This window comes from Bartonella sp. AU15XJBT (assembly GCF_028618615.1).
Lineage (GTDB): Bacteria > Pseudomonadota > Alphaproteobacteria > Rhizobiales > Rhizobiaceae > Bartonella.
The window spans coordinates 60,286-84,361 of the sequence record NZ_JAQITG010000008.1 but is presented as its reverse complement, the minus strand read 5'-3'; the positions used below and the strand labels follow the sequence as shown (position 1 = coordinate 84,361).

At 39.7% G+C, this 24,076-nt stretch carries 21 protein-coding genes and 3 tRNA genes; 2 read left to right on the top strand and 22 right to left on the bottom strand.

The features are described 5' to 3' along the window. Nucleotides 1–177: 177 nt before the first annotated feature. From PVV57_RS05420 to PVV57_RS05340, 17 genes are all read right to left on the bottom strand, one after another. Nucleotides 178–1,854, bottom strand: coding sequence for a ribonuclease J (locus PVV57_RS05420; protein ID WP_273718315.1), 1,677 nt, complete (start codon nucleotides 1,852–1,854; stop codon nucleotides 178–180). A 47-nt stretch (nucleotides 1,855–1,901) separates the two neighbouring features. Beyond that, complete coding sequence (locus tag PVV57_RS05415; RefSeq protein ID WP_273718313.1) at nucleotides 1,902–2,711, bottom strand: biotin--[acetyl-CoA-carboxylase] ligase; 810 nt, start codon at nucleotides 2,709–2,711, stop codon at nucleotides 1,902–1,904. Continuing rightward, on the bottom strand, nucleotides 2,711–4,165 hold the full coding sequence (gene nuoN / locus PVV57_RS05410; protein WP_273718311.1) for an NADH-quinone oxidoreductase subunit NuoN: 1,455 nt from the start codon (nucleotides 4,163–4,165) through the stop codon (nucleotides 2,711–2,713). The genes PVV57_RS05415 and nuoN overlap by 1 nt, the downstream gene beginning before the upstream one ends. 17 nt (nucleotides 4,166–4,182) lie before the next feature. Further along, nucleotides 4,183–5,652, bottom strand: coding sequence for an NADH-quinone oxidoreductase subunit M (locus PVV57_RS05405; protein WP_273718310.1), 1,470 nt, complete (start codon nucleotides 5,650–5,652; stop codon nucleotides 4,183–4,185). Further along, complete coding sequence (gene nuoL, locus PVV57_RS05400) at nucleotides 5,652–7,616, bottom strand: NADH-quinone oxidoreductase subunit L (protein ID WP_273718308.1); 1,965 nt, start codon at nucleotides 7,614–7,616, stop codon at nucleotides 5,652–5,654. The genes PVV57_RS05405 and nuoL overlap by 1 nt, the downstream gene beginning before the upstream one ends. Nucleotides 7,617–7,622: 6 nt before the next feature. Then, nucleotides 7,623–7,931, bottom strand: a complete 309-nt coding sequence (gene nuoK / locus PVV57_RS05395) for an NADH-quinone oxidoreductase subunit NuoK (protein ID WP_273718306.1) — start codon at nucleotides 7,929–7,931, stop codon at nucleotides 7,623–7,625. 13 nt (nucleotides 7,932–7,944) lie between these two features. Then, on the bottom strand, nucleotides 7,945–8,565 hold the full coding sequence (locus tag PVV57_RS05390; RefSeq protein WP_273718304.1) for an NADH-quinone oxidoreductase subunit J: 621 nt from the start codon (nucleotides 8,563–8,565) through the stop codon (nucleotides 7,945–7,947). 95 nt (nucleotides 8,566–8,660) lie between these two features. Continuing rightward, nucleotides 8,661–9,152, bottom strand: a complete 492-nt coding sequence (gene nuoI, locus PVV57_RS05385; protein WP_004860049.1) for an NADH-quinone oxidoreductase subunit NuoI — start codon at nucleotides 9,150–9,152, stop codon at nucleotides 8,661–8,663. A 14-nt stretch (nucleotides 9,153–9,166) separates the two neighbouring features. Further along, nucleotides 9,167–10,213, bottom strand: a complete 1,047-nt coding sequence (gene nuoH, locus PVV57_RS05380; RefSeq protein ID WP_273718504.1) for an NADH-quinone oxidoreductase subunit NuoH — start codon at nucleotides 10,211–10,213, stop codon at nucleotides 9,167–9,169. A 22-nt stretch (nucleotides 10,214–10,235) separates the two neighbouring features. Then, a complete protein-coding gene (nuoG, locus tag PVV57_RS05375; RefSeq protein WP_273718299.1) occupies nucleotides 10,236–12,305 on the bottom strand; it encodes an NADH-quinone oxidoreductase subunit NuoG in 2,070 nt (689 codons plus the stop codon). 63 nt (nucleotides 12,306–12,368) lie between these two features. Further along, nucleotides 12,369–13,676: an NADH-quinone oxidoreductase subunit NuoF gene (gene nuoF, locus PVV57_RS05370; protein WP_273718297.1), complete on the bottom strand. Its 1,308-nt coding sequence runs from the start codon at nucleotides 13,674–13,676 to the stop codon at nucleotides 12,369–12,371. A 161-nt stretch (nucleotides 13,677–13,837) separates the two neighbouring features. Next, the gene (nuoE, locus tag PVV57_RS05365; protein ID WP_273718295.1) at nucleotides 13,838–14,494 is read right to left on the bottom strand and encodes an NADH-quinone oxidoreductase subunit NuoE; all 657 of its coding nucleotides are present in this window, start codon (nucleotides 14,492–14,494) and stop codon (nucleotides 13,838–13,840) included. Then, nucleotides 14,494–15,684, bottom strand: a complete 1,191-nt coding sequence (locus PVV57_RS05360) for an NADH-quinone oxidoreductase subunit D (protein WP_273718294.1) — start codon at nucleotides 15,682–15,684, stop codon at nucleotides 14,494–14,496. The genes nuoE and PVV57_RS05360 overlap by 1 nt, the downstream gene beginning before the upstream one ends. 121 nt (nucleotides 15,685–15,805) lie before the next feature. Beyond that, nucleotides 15,806–16,414 carry an NADH-quinone oxidoreductase subunit C gene (locus tag PVV57_RS05355; protein WP_273718502.1) on the bottom strand — a complete coding sequence of 203 codons (609 nt, stop codon included), beginning with the start codon at nucleotides 16,412–16,414 and terminating at the stop codon, nucleotides 15,806–15,808. A 17-nt stretch (nucleotides 16,415–16,431) separates the two neighbouring features. Beyond that, nucleotides 16,432–17,013: an NADH-quinone oxidoreductase subunit B family protein gene (locus PVV57_RS05350; protein WP_273783606.1), complete on the bottom strand. Its 582-nt coding sequence runs from the start codon at nucleotides 17,011–17,013 to the stop codon at nucleotides 16,432–16,434. Next, entirely contained in the window at nucleotides 17,004–17,369 is a 366-nt protein-coding gene (locus tag PVV57_RS05345; RefSeq protein WP_273718292.1) for an NADH-quinone oxidoreductase subunit A, read from the bottom strand. The genes PVV57_RS05350 and PVV57_RS05345 overlap by 10 nt, the downstream gene beginning before the upstream one ends. Before the next feature lie 292 nt (nucleotides 17,370–17,661). Then, nucleotides 17,662–17,738 (bottom strand) — tRNA-Asp (locus PVV57_RS05340). A gap of 176 nt (nucleotides 17,739–17,914) precedes the next feature. On the opposite strand from PVV57_RS05340, the gene PVV57_RS05335 reads away from it, so the two are divergent. Together PVV57_RS05335 and PVV57_RS05330 are read left to right on the top strand one after the other, a co-directional pair. Then, nucleotides 17,915–17,990: transfer RNA gene (locus PVV57_RS05335), tRNA-Val, on the top strand. 1,082 nt (nucleotides 17,991–19,072) lie between these two features. Beyond that, a tRNA-Ser gene (locus tag PVV57_RS05330) sits at nucleotides 19,073–19,162 on the top strand. 243 nt (nucleotides 19,163–19,405) lie between these two features. On the opposite strand, the gene PVV57_RS05325 is transcribed toward PVV57_RS05330, so the two are convergent. From PVV57_RS05325 to PVV57_RS05305, 5 genes are all read right to left on the bottom strand, one after another. Beyond that, on the bottom strand, nucleotides 19,406–20,872 hold the full coding sequence (locus tag PVV57_RS05325) for a replicative DNA helicase (protein WP_404977241.1): 1,467 nt from the start codon (nucleotides 20,870–20,872) through the stop codon (nucleotides 19,406–19,408). A 2-nt stretch (nucleotides 20,873–20,874) separates the two neighbouring features. Next, a complete protein-coding gene (locus tag PVV57_RS05320; RefSeq protein WP_273783619.1) occupies nucleotides 20,875–21,873 on the bottom strand; it encodes a phage late control D family protein in 999 nt (332 codons plus the stop codon). Next, nucleotides 21,873–22,127, bottom strand: a complete 255-nt coding sequence (locus PVV57_RS05315; RefSeq protein ID WP_273783605.1) for a tail protein X — start codon at nucleotides 22,125–22,127, stop codon at nucleotides 21,873–21,875. The genes PVV57_RS05320 and PVV57_RS05315 overlap by 1 nt, the downstream gene beginning before the upstream one ends. Beyond that, complete coding sequence (locus tag PVV57_RS05310) at nucleotides 22,124–22,609, bottom strand: phage tail protein (protein WP_273783603.1); 486 nt, start codon at nucleotides 22,607–22,609, stop codon at nucleotides 22,124–22,126. The genes PVV57_RS05315 and PVV57_RS05310 overlap by 4 nt, the downstream gene beginning before the upstream one ends. A gap of 156 nt (nucleotides 22,610–22,765) precedes the next feature. Further along, nucleotides 22,766–24,022: a phage tail tape measure protein gene (locus tag PVV57_RS05305; RefSeq protein ID WP_273783617.1), complete on the bottom strand. Its 1,257-nt coding sequence runs from the start codon at nucleotides 24,020–24,022 to the stop codon at nucleotides 22,766–22,768. Between the last annotated feature and the right edge of the window lie 54 nt (nucleotides 24,023–24,076).

Sequence of the window (24,076 nt, the reverse complement as noted above, 5' to 3'; positions counted from 1 at the left end):
CTATCATATTGGAACAATTTAACATACCCTCTATTCATCTATAGCCATATTCTGAATACTTGCAAATATAACGATCTTATCGTTTAAAAATTTGTTGTGCTTTATTCTCTATTTTTCTTATTGAGCAATAAAATAAAAATACTCTTCTCTTTTTAAATAACGTAATATGGAAATGCTTTATTTTGATCGATGTAAAAAAACTGTACAGAGAGGTTTTTTTTGCCAAATTTCATGAACAGCCGCTCTTACTGCACGTCGTGTTGCCTCTCGAATGACTTCATTATTTTTCCGTTTCATGCGTGGGATGTTATAAACTGTATTTTCCACAACCTCTAAAAGAATATCTTTCAATTTTTCCCCCTTTCCATTACTCTCAGGGAGTCCAAACATACTGAAACCGATATCATCTAATAACTCATGCTTGCTATTCATATGGAGAGAAACAGCAACATGACCAGCGTAACTTAGTTTTCTACGTTCACGAATTCCTAGCTCATACTCATCTCCAAGAAGACAGCCATCCTTATAAATACGGCCAACAGGAACTTGATCAATAACTTCTACAGGCGTTGGTGCAAGACGCAACATATGGCCATTTCTAATATCTCTAACAATTTTAATACCTGCTTGACGCGCTAAAGCAGCTTGAGCAGTAAGATGTATTGCCTCACCATGCACAGGCACAAGTATCTGTGGTTTTATCCAATCATACATCTGGAGAAGTTCTGAACGACGGGGATGACCTGAAACATGAACAAGTGCATCTTCATTCGTAATAACTTTAATACCCAAATCGATGAAACGATTTTGTATCTCAAAAATTGCTTTTTCATTGCCTGGAATACTTCGTGATGAATAAATAACAGTATCACCCGTGGAAAGCGCAATATTTCTCATTCCCTCACGTGACAGTTTAGCCAAAGCAGCACATGGCTCACCTTGGCTTCCTGTGACAATTAAAACAAGTTCTTTTCGTGGAATATAACCATAATCATCTTCCGTTACAAATGGCGCTAACCCATCCATATAACCAAGCTCTTGTGCGACCATAATACTTCGCTTAAGGGAACGCCCAATGACAAGCACCTTACGCCCAACAGCTTCAGCCGCAAGAGCAATAGAACGTATCCGACCAATATTAGAAGCAAAAGTTGCTATTGCAACACGCCCTTCAGCTTTTGAAATAATCTCAGAAAGACTGGTTTGAACTTGCTGCTCTGATGGAGATATACCATCCCGACACGCGTTTGTGGAATCACAAAGCAATGCTAAAACACCTTTATTGCCTAAAGCTCGAAATTTTTTTTCATCCGTTACAGCCCCCAATGAAGGCGTATGATCAATTTTCCAATCACCCGTATGGATTACAGTCCCCAAAGACGTTGTAATGGCTAAAGATACAGATTCTGGTATCGAATGATTAACAGCAATAGCCTCTATGGCAAAGGGACCAACCTGAAAACAATCCCCTGCTTGAAAAATATTGAGTGAAATTTTTTGAGATTCAAAATCTGATTGCCTTTTACTTTCCAATAACCCTGCCGTGAAAGCGGTACAGTAAAGTGGAACTTGTAACTTTGGCCATAAATCAAGAACAGCCCCATAATGATCTTCATGTGCATGTGTTAAAACAAGACCACGTATATTATGTTTTTCACTTTCTAGAAAACGAATATCAGGGAGAATAAGATCGGCCCCTGGTAATTCAGAACCAGCAAAACTAACGCCCATATCAACAAGCAACCATTCACGAAGATTTTGGGAGCCAAATCCATAAGCAGCCAAATTCATTCCTATTTCACCCACACCTCCCAGAGGTAAAAAAACAAATTCACATCTATTGGTTGCAACCATAAACATCTCCCAAATCATTAAGATAATCGGATGGTAAAATAATTTTTTTAATAACGACCTGCATTAACAGAAGCAGCCGAACCAAAATGAACATCTCCAGCTGTTATAATGGCTGTCTGACCATTTTTTTGTTTTATGATGCAGTTAAAATCATGATCAAGACCATTAAAAATACCCTCAACGATTTTGTCATCATTCACTACTTTGACATATTTTCCAAGGTGAGCAGAATATAAAAGCCATTTCTTTCGGATTATTTCACATCCTTTTGGTTGTTTCCAAAGAAGGTAATTTCTAGAAAAAGACTCCGTCAAAACCGTAAATAACTGTTCTGCCTCAACATGCAAACCGATATTCTGTAAGCTTGAAGTGGGATAGGGTGCATCTTCATAATTATATTTCACATTTATTCCAATACCAATAACCAATGCATATTGTTGTGATGGCAATTTTAAAATCTCGAGCAAAACTCCAGAGCTTTTCGCTCCTCTGAGTAAAATATCGTTGGGCCATTTTAAGCTCACAATATTGTTTGTTTGTTTTTCATCTTTTGTAAATTGTTTTATTGCCTCTGCCACACTAACTCCAGCAACAAAACCAAGTTGAGCAGCAGTTTGATGAACAATATCATCAATTAACAATAGACTAGAATAAAGGTTCCCTTTTGGACTAGACCAAGTCCTCCCCCTTCTCGCTCTTCCCTGTGATTGTTCTTGTGCAACAATCCAAAGATAACCTTGATGACCAGTTTGCGCTTTTCGTTGCGCAATGAGATTGGTTGAATCAACACTTTCGTACGATTCAACGGTGTATCCTTGTTTCTTGGCAAAATCTGATAAAATATAAACCATATTCATTAAAATAACGCAGCGGCTGCTTTTTCTGCCAATTCGGCAAACCAAATTCCAAAAAAAGTGTAAAATAAAATAAATAATGCAGAAAGGCCAAGACAAAATTGAAGCTCATTTGATAAAGCAACAAAATGCGCTTTTGCGTCATCAAACCACATAATTTTAATGACTCGTAAATAGTAAAAAGCGCCAACGACAGACGCTATCATACCAACAATAGCAAGTGGTGTCAGACCAGCATGAACAGCAGCAGAAAATGTATACCACTTCCCAAAAAAACCAGCCATAGGTGGTATACTGGCTAGCGAGAAAAGCTGTATTGTCATGACAATCGCCATAAACGGATTTGTCTTTGCTAACCCTGAAAGATCATAAATATTTTCAACATTGCCACTCTTGGAGCGCATTCCAAGAATAAAAGCAAATGAGCCAAGAGTGACACCAAGATAAATGGTCATATAAAGAATAACACTTTTTATTCCTAGCATATCTCCAGCCGATAAACCAACAAGTGCATAGCCCATATGACTGATCGACGAATAAGCCATTAAGCGCTTAATATTATTTTGACCAATTGCAGCAAACGCACCAAGTATCATTGATGCAAGTGCCATGAAGACCAAAATTTGCTGCCATGCAGGCATCGCGCTATCAACACGCCCTAGGGGAATGAAGGTCATCACAATAATACGAATGATTAAAGCCATTGCAGCGACTTTAGGCGCACCAGCAAAAAATGCTGTAATCGGTGTTGGAGCTCCTTCGTAAACATCAGGTGTCCACATATGAAATGGAACAGCAGAAATTTTGAAAGCCAAACCAGCTAAAATAAAAACAATTCCAAAAATAACCCCCAATTGTAAATTTTCACCTTTTAAAGCAAGAGCAATTTCGTGAAAACCAATTTGACCGGTAAAACCATAAAGCAAAGAAATACCATAAAGCAGTAATCCTGAAGATAATGCTCCTAAAACAAAATATTTTATACCGGCTTCAGAAGATTTTACATTATTACGATTAATCGCTGCTAAAACATATAAAGCTAAGGATTGTAGTTCTAACCCCATATAAAGCGACAGCATATTACCTGCTGAAATCATAAACATCATGCCAAGAGTTGCTAAAAGAACAAGCACTGGAAATTCAAATATATTGAATTTTTGCGCATTGGCAAAACCAACAGACATGATAAGAGAAAAGAGTGCGCCAATAAGCATTAAAATTTTCATATAACGACTAAAGGAATCGATAATGAGGGCATTGGTTTGAAATGAACCACTTTTCGGAAAAACGATGAGAATAATAATGGTTGCCACAAGAAGAGCCATGGCTAAACCTGTCACTGATAGAGAAGCTCGTGCATTGGAATAAACACCAATCATAAGCAACATTACCCCCCCTAATGCAATTAAAATCTCTGGAAGAATTAAGACTAATTGTGTTATTATTTCACTTTGCATGAGAATTCTTCCCTGATCTAGTGTAGTTTATTGATGAGGGCTTCTACGGAAAACGCCGTCACTTTAAGAATAGGCGTTGGATAGATACCAAAGAATATTGTAAGAATAACCATCGGATAAAGAATAAATTTTTCCCTTGAAGAGAGATCTATCAGTACTTTTAAATTCTCTTTATCCAAGGAACCAAAAACCATGCGCCGATAAAGATAAAGAGCATAGGCTGCTGACAAGATAACACCTGTTGTTGCTAAAACAACAACCAATTTATTCACTTGAAAAACACCTATTAAGGTTAAAAACTCACCCAAAAATCCTGAAGTTCCAGGTAATCCGACATTTGCCATGGTGAAGATTAAGAAAACAACAGCATATTTGGGCATATTATTTACTAAACCACCAAATGCTGAAATTTCACGCGTATGCAAGCGATCATAGATCACCCCAACACAAAGAAATAAAGCCGCGGAAACAATTCCGTGCGACAGCATCTGATAAATAGCCCCTTGTATCCCCTGTTCATTCGCAGCAAAAATACCCATCGTTACATATCCCATATGCGCTATTGAGGAATATGCAATAAGTTTTTTGATGTCACTTTGAACAAGTGCAACCAATGAGGTATAAATAATAGCGATAAGTGATAATGTAAAAACAAAAGGCGCAAAATCTGCTGAAGCGATAGGAAACATAGGTAAAGAAAAGCGAAGAAAACCATACCCACCTAATTTGAGTAAGACACTCGCTAAAATAACAGAACCTGCTGTGGGTGCTTCTACGTGCGCATCAGGAAGCCAAGTATGAACTGGCCACATCGGCATTTTAACAGCAAAAGAAGCAAAAAATGCAAGCCATAACCACATTTGCATATGAGCAGGAAACTGATAATTGAGTAAAGTTGGTATATCAAGGGTTCCAGCCTGCCAATACATAGCCATAAGAGCAACCAGCATAAGTACTGACCCCAGTAAAGTATATAAGAAAAACTTGATACTTGCATAAACACGACGGGCTCCACCCCACACCCCTATAATGATAAACATTGGAATGAGGCTGCCTTCAAAAAAAACATAAAACAATATTGCGTCAAGAGCACAAAAGACTCCAATAATCGTAACTTCAAGAAGAAGAAAAGCAATCATATAAGCTTTTAATCTCTCTTTAACATTCTCCCAACTTGCTAAAATACAGAAAGGCAAAAGAAAAGCCGAGAGAACAACAAAAAGAATAGAAATACCATCAACCCCCATATGATAGCTAATACCATTCCCTAGCCAACTAAATTTTTCAACCATTTGAAAATTCGGATTGGTAGAATCAAACCCTATCCAAATAATTAAAGAAATAATAAAAACAAATATCGTCGTAAAAAATGCGACATTCCGTATATTATGGCGCGCAGCTTCACTATCATCTTTGATAAACAAAATCAGAAGCACACCAACAAGTGGTAAAAATGTAACCGTAGAAAGAATAGGCCAATCGGTCATTAGTTTATGCCCCCGATCATCATCCATGTAATAAGCATCGCAACACCTATAAGCATCGCAAATGCATAGTGGTAAAGATAGCCTGTTTGCATCCGAACAACTCTATTTGTAATATCAACAACACGTGCTGCAATACCATTAGGACCTAGACCATCAATAATTTTACCGTCTCCCACTTTCCAAAGAAAAGAACCAATTCTAAAGGTAGGACGAACAAATAAAAAGTTATATAATTGATCGAAATACCATTTTTGATAAAGAAAGTGATATACTCTTGGCATAATATGAGCCATTTTCTTGGGAAGAGATGGAAAAGAAATATAGAACAAATAGGCGAACATAAAACCAAGAACCATTGCTATAAATGGCGACCATTTTACCCAATTAAAGACATTATGAGCATCATGAAGAATATGATTGTGGCTGCTTGTAAACAATGCTCCCTTCCAAAAAGCATCATAGAGGTTACCAAAAAAGTAAGGTTGGAAAACGACACCAGCAAATATTGCTCCAATAGATAAAATAAAGAGTGGAATTAACATCACTGGAGGCGATTCATGAACATGATGCATAACATCAGCAGTTGCCCGTGGTTTTCCATGGAATGTCATAAAGATAAGCCGCCATGAATAAAAGCTTGTCAATAAAGCAGCAAAAACCAGAAGATAAAAAGCATATCCTGAAGCAATATTATGGGATGCAAAAGCAGACTCTATAATCGCATCTTTTGAGAAAAAACCAGCCGTCCCGAAAAGTGTTCCTGGTATTCCAACACCGGTCAATGCAATGGTCCCGACCATCATCATCCAATACGTGACCTTTATATGCTTGCGTAACCCACCCATTTTTCGCATATCTTGTTCATCAGATACAGCATGAATGACAGAACCCGCACCAAGAAACAGTAAGGCTTTAAAAAAAGCATGGGTAAAAAGATGAAAGACAGCAGCACCATAAGCCCCAATACCTAATGCCACAAACATATACCCAAGTTGAGAACATGTAGAATAAGCAATAACACGTTTAATATCATTCTGCACCAACCCCACAGTTGCTGCAAAAAACGCCGTTGTTGCGCCAACAATAATAATCACGGTCAAAGCAGTTGAAGATAGTTCAAAAATTGGCGACATACGCGCAACCATAAAAACACCCGCCGTTACCATTGTGGCGGCATGAATAAGTGCTGATACGGGTGTTGGTCCCTCCATCGCATCAGGAAGCCAAGTATGTAAAAGAAATTGTGCTGATTTTCCCATCGCACCAATAAATAATAAAAGACATGTAATGGTAAGTGCCGCCTGTCCTTCAAGCTGCCAACCTAAAAATGTCATATTTTGTATAAAGCTATTGTCTGCAGCTTTTGCAAAGATAGAGGCAAAATCAACCGATTGGAATAAAACAAAAATACTAAATATTCCTAAGAGAAAACCAAAATCTCCAACACGATTGACCACAAAAGCTTTCATTGCAGCCTTATTGGCAGAATCGCGCTGAAACCAAAAACCTATAAGCAAATAAGACGCAAGTCCTACACCTTCCCAGCCAAAAAACATCTGGATCAAATTATTGGATGTCACCAACATAAGCATCATAAATGTAAACAGAGAGAGATAAGAAAAAAAACGGGACCTTGAAGGATCATGGTGCATATAACCAATTGAATAAATATGCACCAATGCCGAAACACTGTTTACAACAATGAGCATGACCGCTGTTAATGTATCAATATGGAAAGCCCAATTAAAACTTAAATTACCAACAGCGAGCCAATGTAATACTAATACATCAATTGCTGGAGTATGACCAAGTGCAAGATTGAAAAATGCTATCCACGACAATATGGCAACAATCACCATAAAGCTACATGTTATCAATTCACTTGCACGATCTCCTATCGTTTTTCCACCTAGTGCAGCAATGAGAAAACCCAAAAGTGGAAGAAAGACAATCGTATAATACATCACTGGTTAGCCTTTCATTACGTTAACATCTTCAACCGCAATAGAACCACGATTACGGAAAAAAACAACAAGAATTGCTAAACCAATGGCCGCTTCAGCAGCCGCGACAGTTAAAACAAATAAAGCGAATATCTGACCAACGAGATCATGAAGAAATGCTGAAAATGCAACAAAATTGAGATTAACTGAAAGTAATATAAGCTCAATAGACATCAAAATAATAATCACATTTTTTCTGTTGAGAAAAATTCCAGCAACACCAATTGTAAACATTAAAGCAGAAACAGTGAGATAATGCGTAATATCAATATACATATCCATAGCCCCCTCAAATACCCTTGCCTGATTCAACTTGCTTAATCTCAATGGCACTTTCTACCGTTCTAGAAACTTGCTCCGCAATAGATTGTCGCTTTACTCCTGATTTATGACGAAGTGTTAAAACAATAGCACCAATCATTGCAACCAATAAAATTATTCCAGCAATTTGAAAATAGAAAACATAATCCGTATAGAGAATATCTCCTAATGCTTGTGTATTTGTTCGCTGTACTAAATCTGGCATTGGTTGCGTAACATGCGTTCTTAAGACTGGAGAAAAATGGCTACTCACAAAAACAACAATCAATTCTACAGCGATAATAAAGCCAATAAGAGCTCCAATAGGCGCATATCGAAGAGCGCCACTCTTTAACTCAGCAAAGTCAACATCCAGCATCATAACGACAAATAAAAATAAAACAGCGACAGCTCCAACATAAACAACAAGCAGAATAAGCCCCAAAAACTCTGCTCCGGCAAGCAAAAATAAAGCCGCTGCATTAAAAAATGCAAGGATTAAAAATAAAACAGAATGCACAGGATTGCGTGCTGTAATAACAATCACTGCACTTGTTAGCATAATAAAAGCAAACAAATAGAAAAATGCCGCCGCTAGATCTGTTAGCATAGGCTTCTCCTTAATTATCCAAACAATTGGTACAAAACTTTCATACCAGATTACAATTTATCGGAAATTATCCGACACCTCATTTAGCGACACACTTAACGATAAGGTGCATCCATCAATATATTTCGAGCAATTTCTCGCTCCCAACGATCTCCATTCATTAAAAGTTTTTCTTTATCATAATAGAGTTCTTCACGCGTTTCTGTTGCAAATTCAAAATTTGGACCTTCAACAATAGCCTCTACTGGACAAGCTTCTTGACAAAAACCGCAGTAAATACACTTAACCATATCAATATCATAACGAACAGTTCTACGCGTACCATCATTCCGTCGCGGTCCAGCCTCAATTGTAATTGCTTGTGCAGGGCAAATTGCTTCACATAATTTACAGGCAATACACCGTTCTTCACCATTCGGATAGCGACGCAGTGCATGTTCACCACGAAAACGCTGAGATACAAAACCCTTTTCATAAGGATAATTAATCGTAGGCTTTGGCGAAAAAAATTGACGCATGGCTAAGAAAAAAGCACTCACAAATTCTAATAAAAGGAGTGACTTTGCCGCCTGAATAAAACCTGACATCGTAAAATCTCCTCTTAAACGAAATTCGTAAACTTTAAAAAAGCCGCTGTTATCACAACCATTGCTAGTGAGAGAGGAAGAAAAACCTTCCAACCAAGCCGCATGAGCTGATCATAGCGATAACGTGGAACAAATGCTTTAACGATAGCAAACCAAAAAAACACAAAACAGACTTTTAAAACAAACCAAATAACACCAGGAATCCAATTCAGCCACCAAACATCCAAGGGAGGGAGCCAACCGCCTAAAAATAAAATGGTTGTTAATGCGCACATTAAAACAATAGCAACATATTCACCAAGAAAGAAGAGCATGTAAGGCGTTGAAGAATATTCTACCATATGACCAGCAACAAGCTCAGACTCTGCTTCCACCAAATCGAATGGAGGACGGTTTGTCTCTGCGAGCGCAGAAATAAAAAATATAATAAACATTGGAAAAAGGACTAACCAATTCCAATCGAGAAAACTGTTAAAAGGAAGACCTAGAGTTGTACCAAGACCATTTGTTTGTTTAAGAACAATTGTTGTGAGATCCAACGAACCACTTACTAAAATGACGGTCACAAGCACAAAACCAATAGAAACTTCATAAGAAACCATTTGTGCCGCCGAACGAAGAGCTCCCAAGAAAGGATATTTTGAATTTGATGCCCATCCCCCCATAATAACACCATAAACTTCAAGAGATGAAATGGCTAAGATATAAAGCAAACCAACATTAATCTTCGCAACTTCCCAGCCCTCACTGACAGGGATAACAGCCCAAGTCGATAAAGCAAGAGTCGCTGAAACAAAAGGAGCTAAAAGAAAAACCCCCTTATTTGCACCTGCAGGGATAATAGGTTCTTTCACAACAAATTTAATTAAATCTGCAAAAGACTGTAGCAATCCCCACGGACCAACAACATTGGGACCACGCCGCAATTGTACTGCAGCCCAAATTTTTCTATCTGCATAGAGAAGATAAGCAACTAAAACCAACAGAACAACCAAAAGAAAGAGTGTTTTTCCAACGATAATAAGTAATGGCAACAGCCAAGTCATAAAGAAATCATACATCATTATTCCTTTTCTTTTGCCCTTACTCTACAGCTTGCATAGCACGGCTTTTTGCAAGAGATGAACATTCAGCCATAACGGCAGAAGCACGTGCTATCGGATTTGTCAAATAAAAGTCTTTAACCATAGAAGTAAATGTTTGACTCTCCAGGGAAACCATTTTTGAACCAAGCGCCTTAAGATCACTTATATCAGAAGGCATTATATCATCAACGGCATAAAAATGTGGATAATCATTAAACAAGCATTGTCTTAATTGAGAGAGAGAATCAAAAGGGAGCCTTTGCCCTAAAACATCCGATAAGGCACGCAAAATAGCCCAATCTTCTTTTGCTTCACCTGGAGCAAAACCAGCCCGATTTGTCATTTGAACACGCCCTTCTGTATTCACATAAAGCCCTGATTTTTCAGTGTAGGCCGATGCAGGCAAAATAACATCAGCAGCATGTGCACCATTATCACCATGACTACCAATATAAACTTTAAAAGCTTTTATATTGGCCAATTCCACTTCATCAGCACCAAGCAAAAATAAAACTTCACAGGTTTTTAGAATATTTGCAACCCCAAGTTGAGACGTAAAACCTATGTCCAACCCTCCAACGGTCGACGCTGCATTATGAAGAACCCCAAACCCATTCCATTCTTCACTAAGAGCACCAATATTATCCGCTAACTTAGCAAGGCTTTTTAAAACAGATAATCCTTCATTTCCTGAAACTGCCCCCTCTCCGATAAGAATAAGAGGCCTCTTTGCTTCTTTTAAGATATTAAAAAAAGAATCCTCTCCACGAATAAGTGTATTTAATGCATCACTCCCAGATCCAAGATAAGAATAAGGATAACGTAAATCGACTTCCTCTCCAATGAGCGCGATAGGAAAATTTCCCATCCGTTGGCGCTTTAAAATACGCGCATTTAAAACAGCAGCTTCATGGCGTGGATTAGAGCCCACAATAAGCAGGGCATCAGCCTGTTCAATCCCCGCGATTGTAGGATTAAAAATATAACTCGAACGCCCAAACTCTGGCGATAAAGCAACGCCTTTTTGACGACAATCAAAGAGTTTTGAACCCAACGAGATCAGTAATGCTTTAAGGGCATACATTTCCTCAACAGAAGCAAGATCCCCAGCAATAGCTCCAATTTTTTCTGGCAAGATTTTAGAAACTACGGTTTTAATTTTTGCAAAAGCTTCTGCCCAACTAACAGGTTGAAGTTTTCCGTCTTTCCGTACATAGGGTCTATCAAGCCGCTGAGTCCGTAATCCATCCCAAATAAAACGCGTTTTGTCAGAAATCCATTCCTCATTTACATCTTCATTTGTACGCGGCATAATCCGCATAACTTCACGGCCGCGGCTATCAATACGGATAGCACTACCAAGAGCATCCATCACATCAATCGATTCTGTTTTCACCAATTCCCACGGACGCGCATGAAATGCGTAAGGTTTTGAAGTTAAAGCCCCCACTGGACAAAGATCAATAACATTTCCCTGTAATTCAGATGTCATAGCTTTTTCAAGATATGTCGTAATTTCAGCATCTTCACCACGACCGATCAAACCAAGTTCAGAAATACCTGCGACTTCCGTTGTAAAACGAACACACCGTGTGCAATGAATACACCTTGTCATCACAGTTTTGACAAGAGGCCCAATATATTTATCTTCTACAGCACGTTTATTTTCTGTATAACGAGAACAATCTCGCCCATAAAGCATTGCTTGATCTTGAAGATCGCATTCTCCCCCTTGATCACACACTGGACAATCCAAAGGATGATTAATGAGAAGAAATTCCATAACACCTTCACGTGCTTTTTTTACCATCGCCGTATTGGTAAAAATTTCTGGTGCTTCACCGTTAGGCCCTACCCGTAAATCACGAACTCCCATCGCACAAGAAGCCTGAGGTTTTGGAGGACCTCCCTTGACCTCAACCAAACACATGCGACAATTGCCAGCAATTGACAAAGATTCATGAAAACAAAAACGCGGGACTTCTGCCCCAGCCGCCTCAGCTGCCTGAAGCAACGTGTAGTAATCAGGAACTTCAATCTCTTTGCCATCAACTTTGATATTTATCATCACTCATCCAACCTGCGGATAATCCACTTAAAATTTGCATTCGGTTGCTCTTTTAAAAATCTTCTATCCCACTGCTTCCAAAGCAATATTTTTTCTTTGCACGACATTTCGCGTGTATTCATCAATTCTACGCTCGATTTCCGGACGGAAATTACGAATCAACCCTTGTACTGGCCACGCTGCCGCATCACCAAGTGCGCAGATTGTGTGCCCTTCAACCTGTTTAGAAACCTCAAATAACAGATCAATTTCACGCTTTTGCGCTCTTCCCTCAACCATACGTCCTAAAAGGCGCATCATCCACCCTGTGCCTTCACGGCATGGCGTACACTGACCACAACTCTCATGTTTGAAAAAAGCCGATATCCGCCAAATTGCCTTGATAATATCAGTCGATTTATCCATAACAATCATACCCCCTGTGCCAAAAGAAGATCCGACATCGCGCATTCCATCAAAATCCATGATCGCATCAACCATATCCTCACCACGAACAACTGGACAAGAAGCGCCTCCTGGAATAACCGCTAAAAGATTATTCCATCCGCCACGAATACCCCCCGTATGTTTTTCAATTAATTCACGGAAAGAAACACCTAGGGCTTCTTCAAAGGTACAAGGGGCATTAACATGACCGGAAACCATAAATAATTTTGTTCCGACATTATTTGCACGCCCAATTGATGAAAACCAGGAAGCCCCTCGACGTAAAATCGTTGGAACAACCGCTATCGATTCGACATTGTTGACTGTTGTTGGACAGCCATAAATCCCCATATTTGCAGGGAATGGCGGTTTGAGACGAGGTTGCCCTTTTTTCCCCTCAAGACTTTCGAGAAGCGCTGTTTCTTCACCACAAATATAAGCACCGGCCCCATGATGAATAATAATATCACAAGCATGACCATATTTTGTTTTTTTGCCAAGCAAGCCTGCTTCATAACATTCATCCACAGCCGCTTGAAGCGCTTCACGCTCACGAATATATTCACCACGAATATAAATAAAAGCAACATTTGATCCCATTGCAAAAGTAGCAATTGCACATCCTTCAATCAAAGTATGGGGGTCATGGCGTAAAATATCGCGGTCTTTACATGTCCCAGGCTCCGATTCATCAGCATTAACAACCAAATAATGAGGACGACCATCATTCTGCTTTGGCATAAAGGACCATTTCATTCCAGTAGGAAAACCAGCACCACCACGACCGCGTAAACCTGACGCCTTCACCTCATCAATGATCCAATCACGACCTTTATTAATAATCTCTTTCAAACCACTCCAATGCCCACGCAACATTGCAGCCTTTAATGATTTGTCTTTTAAACCATAAATATTGGTGAAGATACGGTCTTTATCAGTTAGCATACCCCACCTTTTTCTCTATTACCCGTAGCATTTTTAGCTTTTCCTCAAATGCAATTTTAAAAAACTTCTTAAAACTTTCTACTTTTAATTAGATGTCGTTATAATATGGATAAAATAATGAAATATCTTTTCAAAAAATATTTAACTAAGATCCCATTCCCTTATGATCCTTTTTTCTTTGAAGATTTGAGAGATTTTCTTTTTTCTTCATCTTCAAGAAGAGATGTTAAACCACTAATCGGCTCCGAAGATTGACGACTGTTTTGTGGACCAACCTTTATCTCAGCCCCCTTTCCTGCCTTAAATGCATCAATAATCTCTTCAAGGCGTTCAGCTGTGAGATCTTCATAAGTATCTTTAAAAATCATAACCATAGGAGCATTAACACAAGCGCCAAGACACTCCACCTCTTCCCATGATAATGTTCCATCCTGATTGGTCGTAAAAGGTTCATGATGAATTTTTTTCTGACAAACTTTAATCAATTCATCAGAACCACGTAACATACAAGGAGTCGTACCACACACTTGAATATGCGCTTTTGTCCCTACAGGCTTAAGCTGAAACTGAGTATAAAAAGTAGCAACCTCTAGGACCCGGATATATGCCATAGAAAGAATTTGAGCGATATGCTCAATTGCAGCACGTGTCACCCAACCATCTTGCTCTTGTGCACGCATTAATAACGGAATAACAGCCGATTGTTCACGCCCTACAGGATATTTTTCTATGGTATTTTTCACCCATATCTGATTTTCCTTTGTAAAAGAAAACTCTGCGGGCTGATAGACATCATCTGCAAGACGGCGTACGGACATTAGCGATCAACCTCCCCAAAAACAATATCAATCGAACCCAAAATAGCTGTAGCATCCGCCAACATATGACCTCGGGTTAAAAAATCCATAGCTTGGAGATGAGCAAACCCAGGAGCACGCAACTTAACACGATAAGGCTTATTGGTTCCATCTGAAACAAGATAAACACCAAACTCACCCTTTGGCGCTTCTACTGCAACATAGACTTCTCCAGGAGGCGTATGAAAACCTTCCGTATAGAGTTTAAAGTGATGAATCAGCGCTTCCATTGAGCTTTTCATCTCAGACCGCTTTGGTGGTACAATTTTGCGATCTAAACTCGAAACTGGTCCATTCTTTTCACTACCAAGCAATCGTTCTACGCATTGACGCATAATTTTCGCTGATTGACGCATTTCTTCCATACGAATAAGATAGCGATCATAACAATCACTATTTTTACCTATAGGAATATCAAATTCCATTTCATCGTAACATTCATAAGGCTGACTTTTACGCAAATCCCACGGTACACCAGCACCACGGATCATAACCCCAGAAAAACCACGTGCCCAAGCTTCGTCAATACTGACAACACCAATATCCACATTACGCTGCTTAAAAATCCGATTTGGTGTCACAAGCGCATCAAGTTTTCCAAGAGAAACAAGAAACGGATCAATAAAATTACCAATGTCCTCAACTAAAGATTCTGGTAAGTCTTGGTGCACACCACCAGGGCGAAAATAATTGGCATGAAGACGCGCTCCACAGGCACGCTCATAAAAAATCATCAATCTTTCACGTTGCTCAAACCCCCAAAGCGGTGGAGTTAAAGCACCAACATCCATCGCCTGTGTCGTTACATTAAGCAAATGATTAAGAATACGCCCAATTTCAGAAAACAAAACACGTATTAACTGTCCTCTTTTGGGAACCTCAACACCTAATAATTTTTCAATCGCAAGAACAAAAGCATGTTCCTGATTCATAGGAGCAACATAATCTAAACGATCTAGATAAGGCCCTGCTTGAAGATACGTCTTTGTTTCCATTAATTTTTCGGTACCGCGATGTAATAACCCGATATGCGGATCTACACGCTCAACAACTTCACCATCCAACTCTAGAACCATGCGCAAAACGCCATGCGCTGCAGGATGCTGCGGACCAAAATTGATATTAAAGTTTCGAACATTGACCTCAGCCACAATCAACCCCTTGCTTTCTTAAAAAACTTCATATCAAACATTAAAAAAATCTATCATATTAAAAACATTTAATTATTTAAGAAACACACTACTCTAATATAATACCTTATCAAAACCAATGTTATTTTTTTCCATCTACTTTTTCATCACAAGGTAAAATATATTGTCCACCTTCCCAAGGAGAAAGAAAATCGAAATTACGCATTTCTTGGCGCAAAACAACGGGCTCATAAATCACCCTCTTTGCTTCATTATCATAACGGCATTCAACAAATCCTGTCACAGGAAAGTCTTTGCGTAAAGGATATCCTTCAAACCCATAATCTGTTAAAATCCGTCTCAAATCCGGATGACCTGAAAATAAAATCCCATACATGTCATAGGTTTCACGTTCATACCACTCTGCACCAGGATAAACGATACAAGCGGAAGCAACAGGCGTATTTTCATCTGTACGAACTTTAACACGTAAGCGTAAATTCTCACGAGGAGACAGTAATTGGTAAGAAATATCAAAACGCTTATCGCGAGAAGGATAATCCACACCACTAATGTCTGTGAGATTAATAAATTGACAGCGAGAATCATCACGAACAAACATTAGGACATCGATAATTGCATCAAGACGCACCACAATGGTTAATTCACCAAAAGCAAAAACAGTCTCTTCTAGCTTATTTCCCAACTTGCTTTCCAAATATGCTGCAAGTTCAACCAGTGATTCATCCATCATGATACGAAAACTCTCTATCGCTCTATGGATCCGGTACGACGGATTTTTTTCTGTAACAACAATATGCCGTATAATAATGCCTCCGCTGTAGGAGGACAGCCTGGAACATATATATCGACAGGCACGATACGATCACATCCACGCACCACTGAATAGGAATAATGATAATATCCCCCACCGTTTGCACATGACCCCATAGAAATTACATAACGTGGCTCTGGCATCTGATCATACACTTTTCTTAAAGCAGGCGCCATCTTATTTGTTAGAGTACCTGCTACCACCATCACATCTGACTGACGGGGTGAAGCTCGTGGTGCATATCCAAAACGCTCATTATCATAATGCGGCATTGAACACTGCATCATTTCAATAGCACAACAAGCCAAACCAAAACTCATCCACATTAAAGAACCGGTACGTGCCCAAGTAATCAAGGCATCTGCTGAGGTAACTAAAAAACCCTTATCTGATAATTCAGCATTAATATCACAAAAAAACTTATCATCTGATCCTACCAGTTTTCCCGTATTGGGATCAATGATTCCTTTTGGTTTTGGAGCTGTAATCGTTGAATTATTAGATCTTAATTCCATTCAAGAGCTCCTTTTTTCCATTCATATATAAAGCCAATAGTCAAAATCGCTAAAAACACAATCATCGACCAAAAGCCAAACATACCTATCGATTTGAATGAAACAGCCCAAGGAAAAAGAAAAGCAACTTCAAGATCAAAAATAATAAATAAAATTGAAACCAAATAGAAACGAATATCAAACTTCATGCGTGCATCACTAAATGAATTAAACCCACATTCATAAGCCGATAATTTTTCAGGATCGGGAGAACGATATGCTACAATGTAAGGTGTAATCAACAAAACCCCAGCAATAATCGCTGACACAATAATAAAAATCAAGACCGGCAAATAAGAGCTCAATAAATAAGCCATAACCCTCTTCCATCGTAACGAAATGCCTGAGTTTAACACAATGACTCGATATTGCGAGATCAAACAGACAAATTTAACAATCGCTCTATTAATTCTGCTCATACGGCTTGAAAGGTATACAGAGCGATACTTTTCTTATCGGCATAGGTAACGCAGAGCAAAGAAAGACGCAAGCACTATTCTTATAAACCATATAAAAAGGAAGAAAAAACATATCCCCCCTAAATTAGACACTCCATACCTAATTCATAACACATAAATATCAAGAGAAATTCCATAAGGAAACATAAAATGGCGCGAGTGACGGGGCTCGAACCCGCGACCTCCGGCGTGACAGGCCAGCACTCTAACCAACTGAGCTACACTCGCGCATTTCTTTCGAACCAATTCATTATTGGTATAAGGGGTCGTGTAAGGGGTTCATACGTTTATGTCAAGAAGACTTATGCATTTTTTTAAAAAAATCATCAAACACAATCTTTATTCTTGCGTTTGCGAAAAAATTTCCTTAAAGAGAGCCTATTCAATTGCTGATCATTGGCATTGGGCGATTAGCTCAGCTGGTAGAGCGCCTCGTTTACACCGAGGATGTCGGGAGTTCGAGTCTCTCATCGCCCACCATTTGTTTTTATATCAATAATAACTTGTTGGTTTTATACATACTCATGAGTGAGTAAGCTTTTGAAGCTTGGTTAAAGTTTATGTTCTTTGCCTATGTACAATGAGTATTTTTAAGCTTTGTTCTTGGAAAACTATTCAATACTTTAACAAACGCCCTAGTATTTTCACCTCTATATTATTCAAAGAATTAAAAAAACTCTTTGTGAAAGCTTTGATTCTTTAATGAAAGGAACCTCCCTATTAATCTAAGTGTATTGCTCAATAAGCCTTTTCTTCTCTTCAAATCAACTTCTTACTAATCTTACAGCAAAAAGCGTTATAAATATATCCACTTTTCAGTCATGCTTGAGCTTGGAAGAAGTTTTATACTTTCAATGCAAATCTTGCGTAAAATTTTGTTCAAATAGTATAAGAATTAAAAAAAATCACTGTTAATCAATAAAAAATTTGTCGTGATTCTAGCTGAATTTTTCAGTTCTTTCTCTATTAGAATAAATCAACTGCTTTCTTCAAGCTATTCTTTAACTGTATGATATACTCAAATATTTTTATTAAAAAAATTAAAATCCTTTAAAGAGTTTTCTTATTAAATCATACTTACTTTAAAATCAATACAAGCTTACCTTGAATAATATGTCGTTCCTACAATTTACCTCTCATAAACTGTCAGAGCAATAACATTTTCTTTTCGCAAAATATGAACGAACTAAATGGAATAAATATCTAGAAAAGCAAAATAATTCAAAAATATACGTCTGCAAAGAATTTAATATAATTTATCAAACAGTTCCCACTAAACATATCTTATCATTATGAAAATAATTGTCAAAAATTTCAAAAATCTTGCTTTGTGAAAAACTTTTAGACAAGAAAATGAAATGATAAATATCATATTTACCTTTCATTTTTTCAGAAAGAATTATTATGTTTAAAAGTAAAACTATTAGCTAACACACTCAAAAAATTGACTTATGAGGAATTATTTTGCTTGAAACTTAAATAATTTTACAAAAAACGCTTTAGAATGCGTATTAAAATGATTGACCTTTTGCAAGAAGTTTGTCAAAAAGCGTATCTAATTTGGAGGGGTGGCCGAGCGGTTTAAGGCACCGGTCTTGAAAACCGGCGTGCAGGAGACTGTACCGTGGGTTCGAATCCCACCCCCTCCGCCACAGCGCTTTTGTCGTGCTATAACTTCTTGATTCTATATGTCTTTTTTTAAGGTGCGTGTAGCTTGCCAGCGTGTTTTGTATATTTTGCCACCAGGTTTTGTACCAATTTATTTTGTTTCACATGATTTTTAAGGGGTTCTCAAAGGGTCTTTAAAGGCCTTTCAAAGGGTGTTTTAAGATTCGTCATTTTTTGTGAGAATCTATGGGTTTTTGCTTCTCAAGCATCGGATCATTATTTTGAGCTCAAGCGGATATTTCTGGAAAGTTGTCTTTATCCGTTAGGTCACTAAAGCATGTAAATTCAGATTGGAAAACAAGAGGAACGATTCCTGTTGGCCCATGGCGTTGCTTGGCTATGATAACCTCAGCTTTTCCCTTAACTTGCTCCATTGCTTCTTTCCATTTGTGATACTCAGGAGCGCCTTCTTTTTGTTCTTCATTGTTGAGATAATATTCTTCACGATAAACAAACAACACAATATCGGCATCTTGCTCGATTGAACCTGATTCCCGTAAATCGGAGAGTTGTGGACGTTTATCTGTTCTATTTTCAACTTGTCGTGATAATTGCGAAAGCGCAATGATGGGAATATTGAGTTCCTTTGCAAGTGCTTTAAGCCCCATAGTAATGGCTGTAATCTCTTGAACGCGGTTTTCAGAAGAACGCTTTGAACCGCTTGTCATCAGTTGGATATAATCAATTATCAAAACATCTAGACCATGTTGTCGTTTAAGACGCCTTGCACGGGCCGCCAATTGTGCAAGGGATACAGCTCCCGTTTGATCAATATAAAGAGGAATGGTTTGAAGGGAATGCGTCATATGAACAATATTTATAAACTGATCATCAGAAAGATTACCCCGTCGCATATCAGAAGAAGAAACCTTTGTTTGTTCTGAGATAATACGGGTTGCAAGCTGTTCTGTTGACATTTCAAGGGAGAAGAAACCAACAATGCCCCCTTCACTGGCTTGGCTATCATCATGACGCTTACAAGCATTGGCAATGTTAAAGGCAATATTGGTTGCAAGGGACGTTTTACCCATCCCAGGGCGCCCTGCTAGAATAATCAAATCAGATGGTTGCAACCCGCCCATTTTTTCATCAAGAGTTTTAATATGGGTTGCCATTCCAGAAAGCTGTGAAGAACGCTTTTTTGCAGCACTTGCCATGTCCAGTGCTTTGGCAATGGCTCTATCAAAGTTTTCAAAACCAGCCCCATACTTGCCTTTCTCTGCCAATGCAAACAACTGATTTTCAAGCGCTTCAATTTGTTTAGAGGGGGTAAGTTCTAAGGGAGAATCAAAAGAACTATTTACAATTTGAGTGCCAAGGTTAATTAAAGAACGCCGAATAAACAGATCATAAATAACCTGTCCGTAATCTTGAGTATTGATGATGGTGACAGCTTCTTTGGCTAAACGAACAACATAATTAAAGACTGTGATATCTCCAATGTTTTCATCATTTGCAATAAAGGGCTTCACGGTAATCGGGTCTGCAACTTTTCCCTTTTGAACAATTTGTAAGATGATATCAAAAAGCCTTTGATGGAAGGCTTCAAAAAAATGTTCTGGTTTGAGAAAATCAGAAACTCTATCAAGTGCATCATTATTAATCAGAATTGCTCCAAGCAATGCTTGTTCGGCTTCTATATTATGCGGGAGTTGGCGAACAGAAGGAGGGAAGCAGCCTTTTGGATTTTCCATTTTTAGTTGGTTTCCTTTTTCCATGTCTCTTTTGCCTCGATTGGTGCCTCAAAGGTGATTTCGGTGGTGTATCCGCTTTGTTTCTCATAGCGGTGGGTGACGGTAGCGGCTTTCCATGAGCCATTGATTTCTTCCCGAAACCCTTGCAATAAAAGAGGTTGATCCGCCATGATTTCGGGGCGCCCCGCAAGGGTCAAAGAACCACTGCCCACAGCACGGCAAAGTCGGTCTGATTCTGATGCAGCAGCAGCTTGTGCTTCTTCCTTGCAGGTGTAACAAGTGCGAAGACAGCGCACGGGACCGCTAAATCCTGTCTGATGCTTGACTTGGCATTGCTGCCCTTTTGAGCGATCAAAATAAGAAGCTTCAATGGTGCCATATTGCGTACGTGGCTCAAGGGTAAATTCCCAGTTGGAACAGTCGTGTTTATGAAGTTGGAGTGCTGGTAAATTATCTCCGCTTAAAAACAAAAACTTATTATCCTTGATCAAAAAACGTGCCTGCATGCGGTCGGCAAGGCGGGTTAAAAAATCAACCGTGGATTGATCTGTACGCACCACATAAGGCAAAGTTTGTTTGGTGAACTGGGGACTAATCTTTGCTTGATAGCCATGGCGTTTGGCGAGTGTCTCGACAATCTCACCAATGGTTTTGTGGTCAAAATGTTCACTCATCTGTTCTTTGAGTTCTTTACGCATCGAAGCACTTTTGCCACAAAGGCGCAAAATCTCTCCATCACTGCCACCACAACTTACAACCGATTCGACAACAAAACACCCCATAAATGCACTGATGCAGTTCTCATAGCCAAAGGTGACTTGCAGCGCACTGTTGCTTAAGGGAACCTCTAAATCATTGCCACTATCATCAAACTCTGCTTCAAATGTATCGGCTTCATTACCGGCATGGTCCGTAATGGTTGCGGTTAAAAGACGCTGGTAAAAAACCTCATGAACAGGTTTGTCTCCCACCTTGACGATAATAAAGGGGGGTGTGCGCATTAATCCCATAGCCTTCTCACCACGCTTTGGGGATTAGACAACACAAATTCAGGCAGAATGACTTTTAAGCCTCGCGGTAAAAGAGCACCATAGCCTGCAATACCTGGATTGACTTGCAAAGTAGCCTCACAATAACCTTTGATCGCTCCAACTTGAAAACGATCCCCTAACACAGCCATAGCATGTTGAAAGCAGATTAGATCAAGACTCATATCCTCTAGCTCTACCACGAGATGCTTTTCTGGTATCTTCATGGCGTTTCTCCTCCTTGGGAATATTGATCATATCCCTCTTGATATTGTCCCACTTGGTATTGTCCTTGCGGTTTTCCACCATCGAAAAATGGTAACAAGCTAATGGCATAGCGAATACGCCCCGATTGACCAGAGCGACTGATGTAATCATGGTCTTTCGTGACACTGGTGATCACTACAGATCCATGGAGAATGGCACTATAGCCGTTGTCACTCATCCAACGGATCATCTGAACGGGCTTGGCTGCACGAATGGTTCTGGTGATGGCATCAAGAGCTACACGGTCCCCAAACTCTTCTGGAAACAATACCCCGTGGATGGTTTTGGGATCATTGCCATAGCCAGTAAATTGCAAACCAGGAGCCTCACCAAAACGCTCTAGGCAAACCCAGGAGGCAGAGAACTCTTCCTCAAAGGATTGGAAATTAAGCCAGTCTACATAAAAGAGATGTGGATCTAACATCAGCAAAGGATCTCTCATAGACGCCCTCCCCTTGATTGTATTCCTTCCAGCACGTCATTTCTTTCGAAACGTATCATTGCATCTCTCCTATCATTGCGCCATCCTAGCACTTCATCCCTCCCCTCATTGTGTTCTTTCCAGCACGCCGTCTTTTCCCTTATTCTGTAGCCCGTATTACTCTGTCCCGCCATGCAGGGCATTGGCGCGTGCCCGTTGCAAAGCATGGGCAACCGCACGACCAGTGGCCATGGGTTCACGCGCCCCATTGACATGTACTGTGACATTTTGATTGTGGGTGATGGGGGAGCGGTCTTTGTCTCTTGGTTCTCTGGCAGATGAATTTACAGGAGAAGCCCCCGCAAATTGTGCTATGGGCTGGATGGACGTTTTACCCCCCAAAAAACTTGGCAAATAATCTCTTACATCAATCGACCCAATCCACCCCTTTATGCGGTGAGGTAAAGATTTACAAAAATCCGTCAATTGTGAGATGGACGACATAAAACCATCAACAATCCAACTCGCTAAATCTTCACCGGCTTGTTCCATACCAGCCTTGGCACTCTCTGTGAGCTTTTCGCGGGCAAAAAAGCTTCCCAACCACCCCCAAAAGTTGGAAAAGCTTTGTTTAACGCCCTCCCACAAATTGCCAAACCACTCGACAACAGAGGAAAGCCCTTGTTTGAACTTTTGCCAATGGGAAGAGAAGTCGAAAGCAGCAGCAATGATGTTTTTCCATTTGGTAATGGTGGTGGTATCGGCACCCAAAAAGCGCATGACGGCTTCAAAGGCTTGGCCCCAAGCCCGTGTTATCCCCCGTGCAAAACCTTTGACAAAAGAAGAAAAACGATCCCAATATTTCCACAAAGCAAAACCAGCAGCCAATATGACAGCCACAACAGCAGCAATGAGAGCCCCTACCGGAGTAAAAAGCCCTCCCACAACAGAGGACAGGCTTGCCCCAACCACTTCGATCACGGTTCCCATCCAACCAAAGCTGCTCGCAAAAGCCGCCCCTGAAACAGCAATCCCCCGCAAAGCACCCACCAACAAGGTCATGGGGCGCAAAAGTTTGAGGAAACGTGCCCCAAACCCTGCGGTGAGCAAGCCCAGTGAGCGCCCTGAAGCCAAGAGCCCGCACCAACTTGCCTTCAGCATGCGGCTAATAGACCCAAGCTTGATGAAAGAGGCAATCAATTGCAAGATCCCAAGGCGGGTTCCCGCCATGGAAAAACGTACAACCCGTAAAGCGATGTTAAAAGCCATCAGGGCGGCAATGGTCTTGATGATCACACCGGTTAAAGTTGGATGCGCATTCGCCCACGCCATCAAACCATTGACAAATCCCCCAACAGTTTCCATGAGACTGTTGAGAGGAGGCAGGAGCACTTCACCAATGGTGATACCCAGAGCCACAATACGGTTTTGCAACAATTCAAATGGCTATTTTCATAAAAGAGAAAATTTGCCTCTTCTTAGGTGATA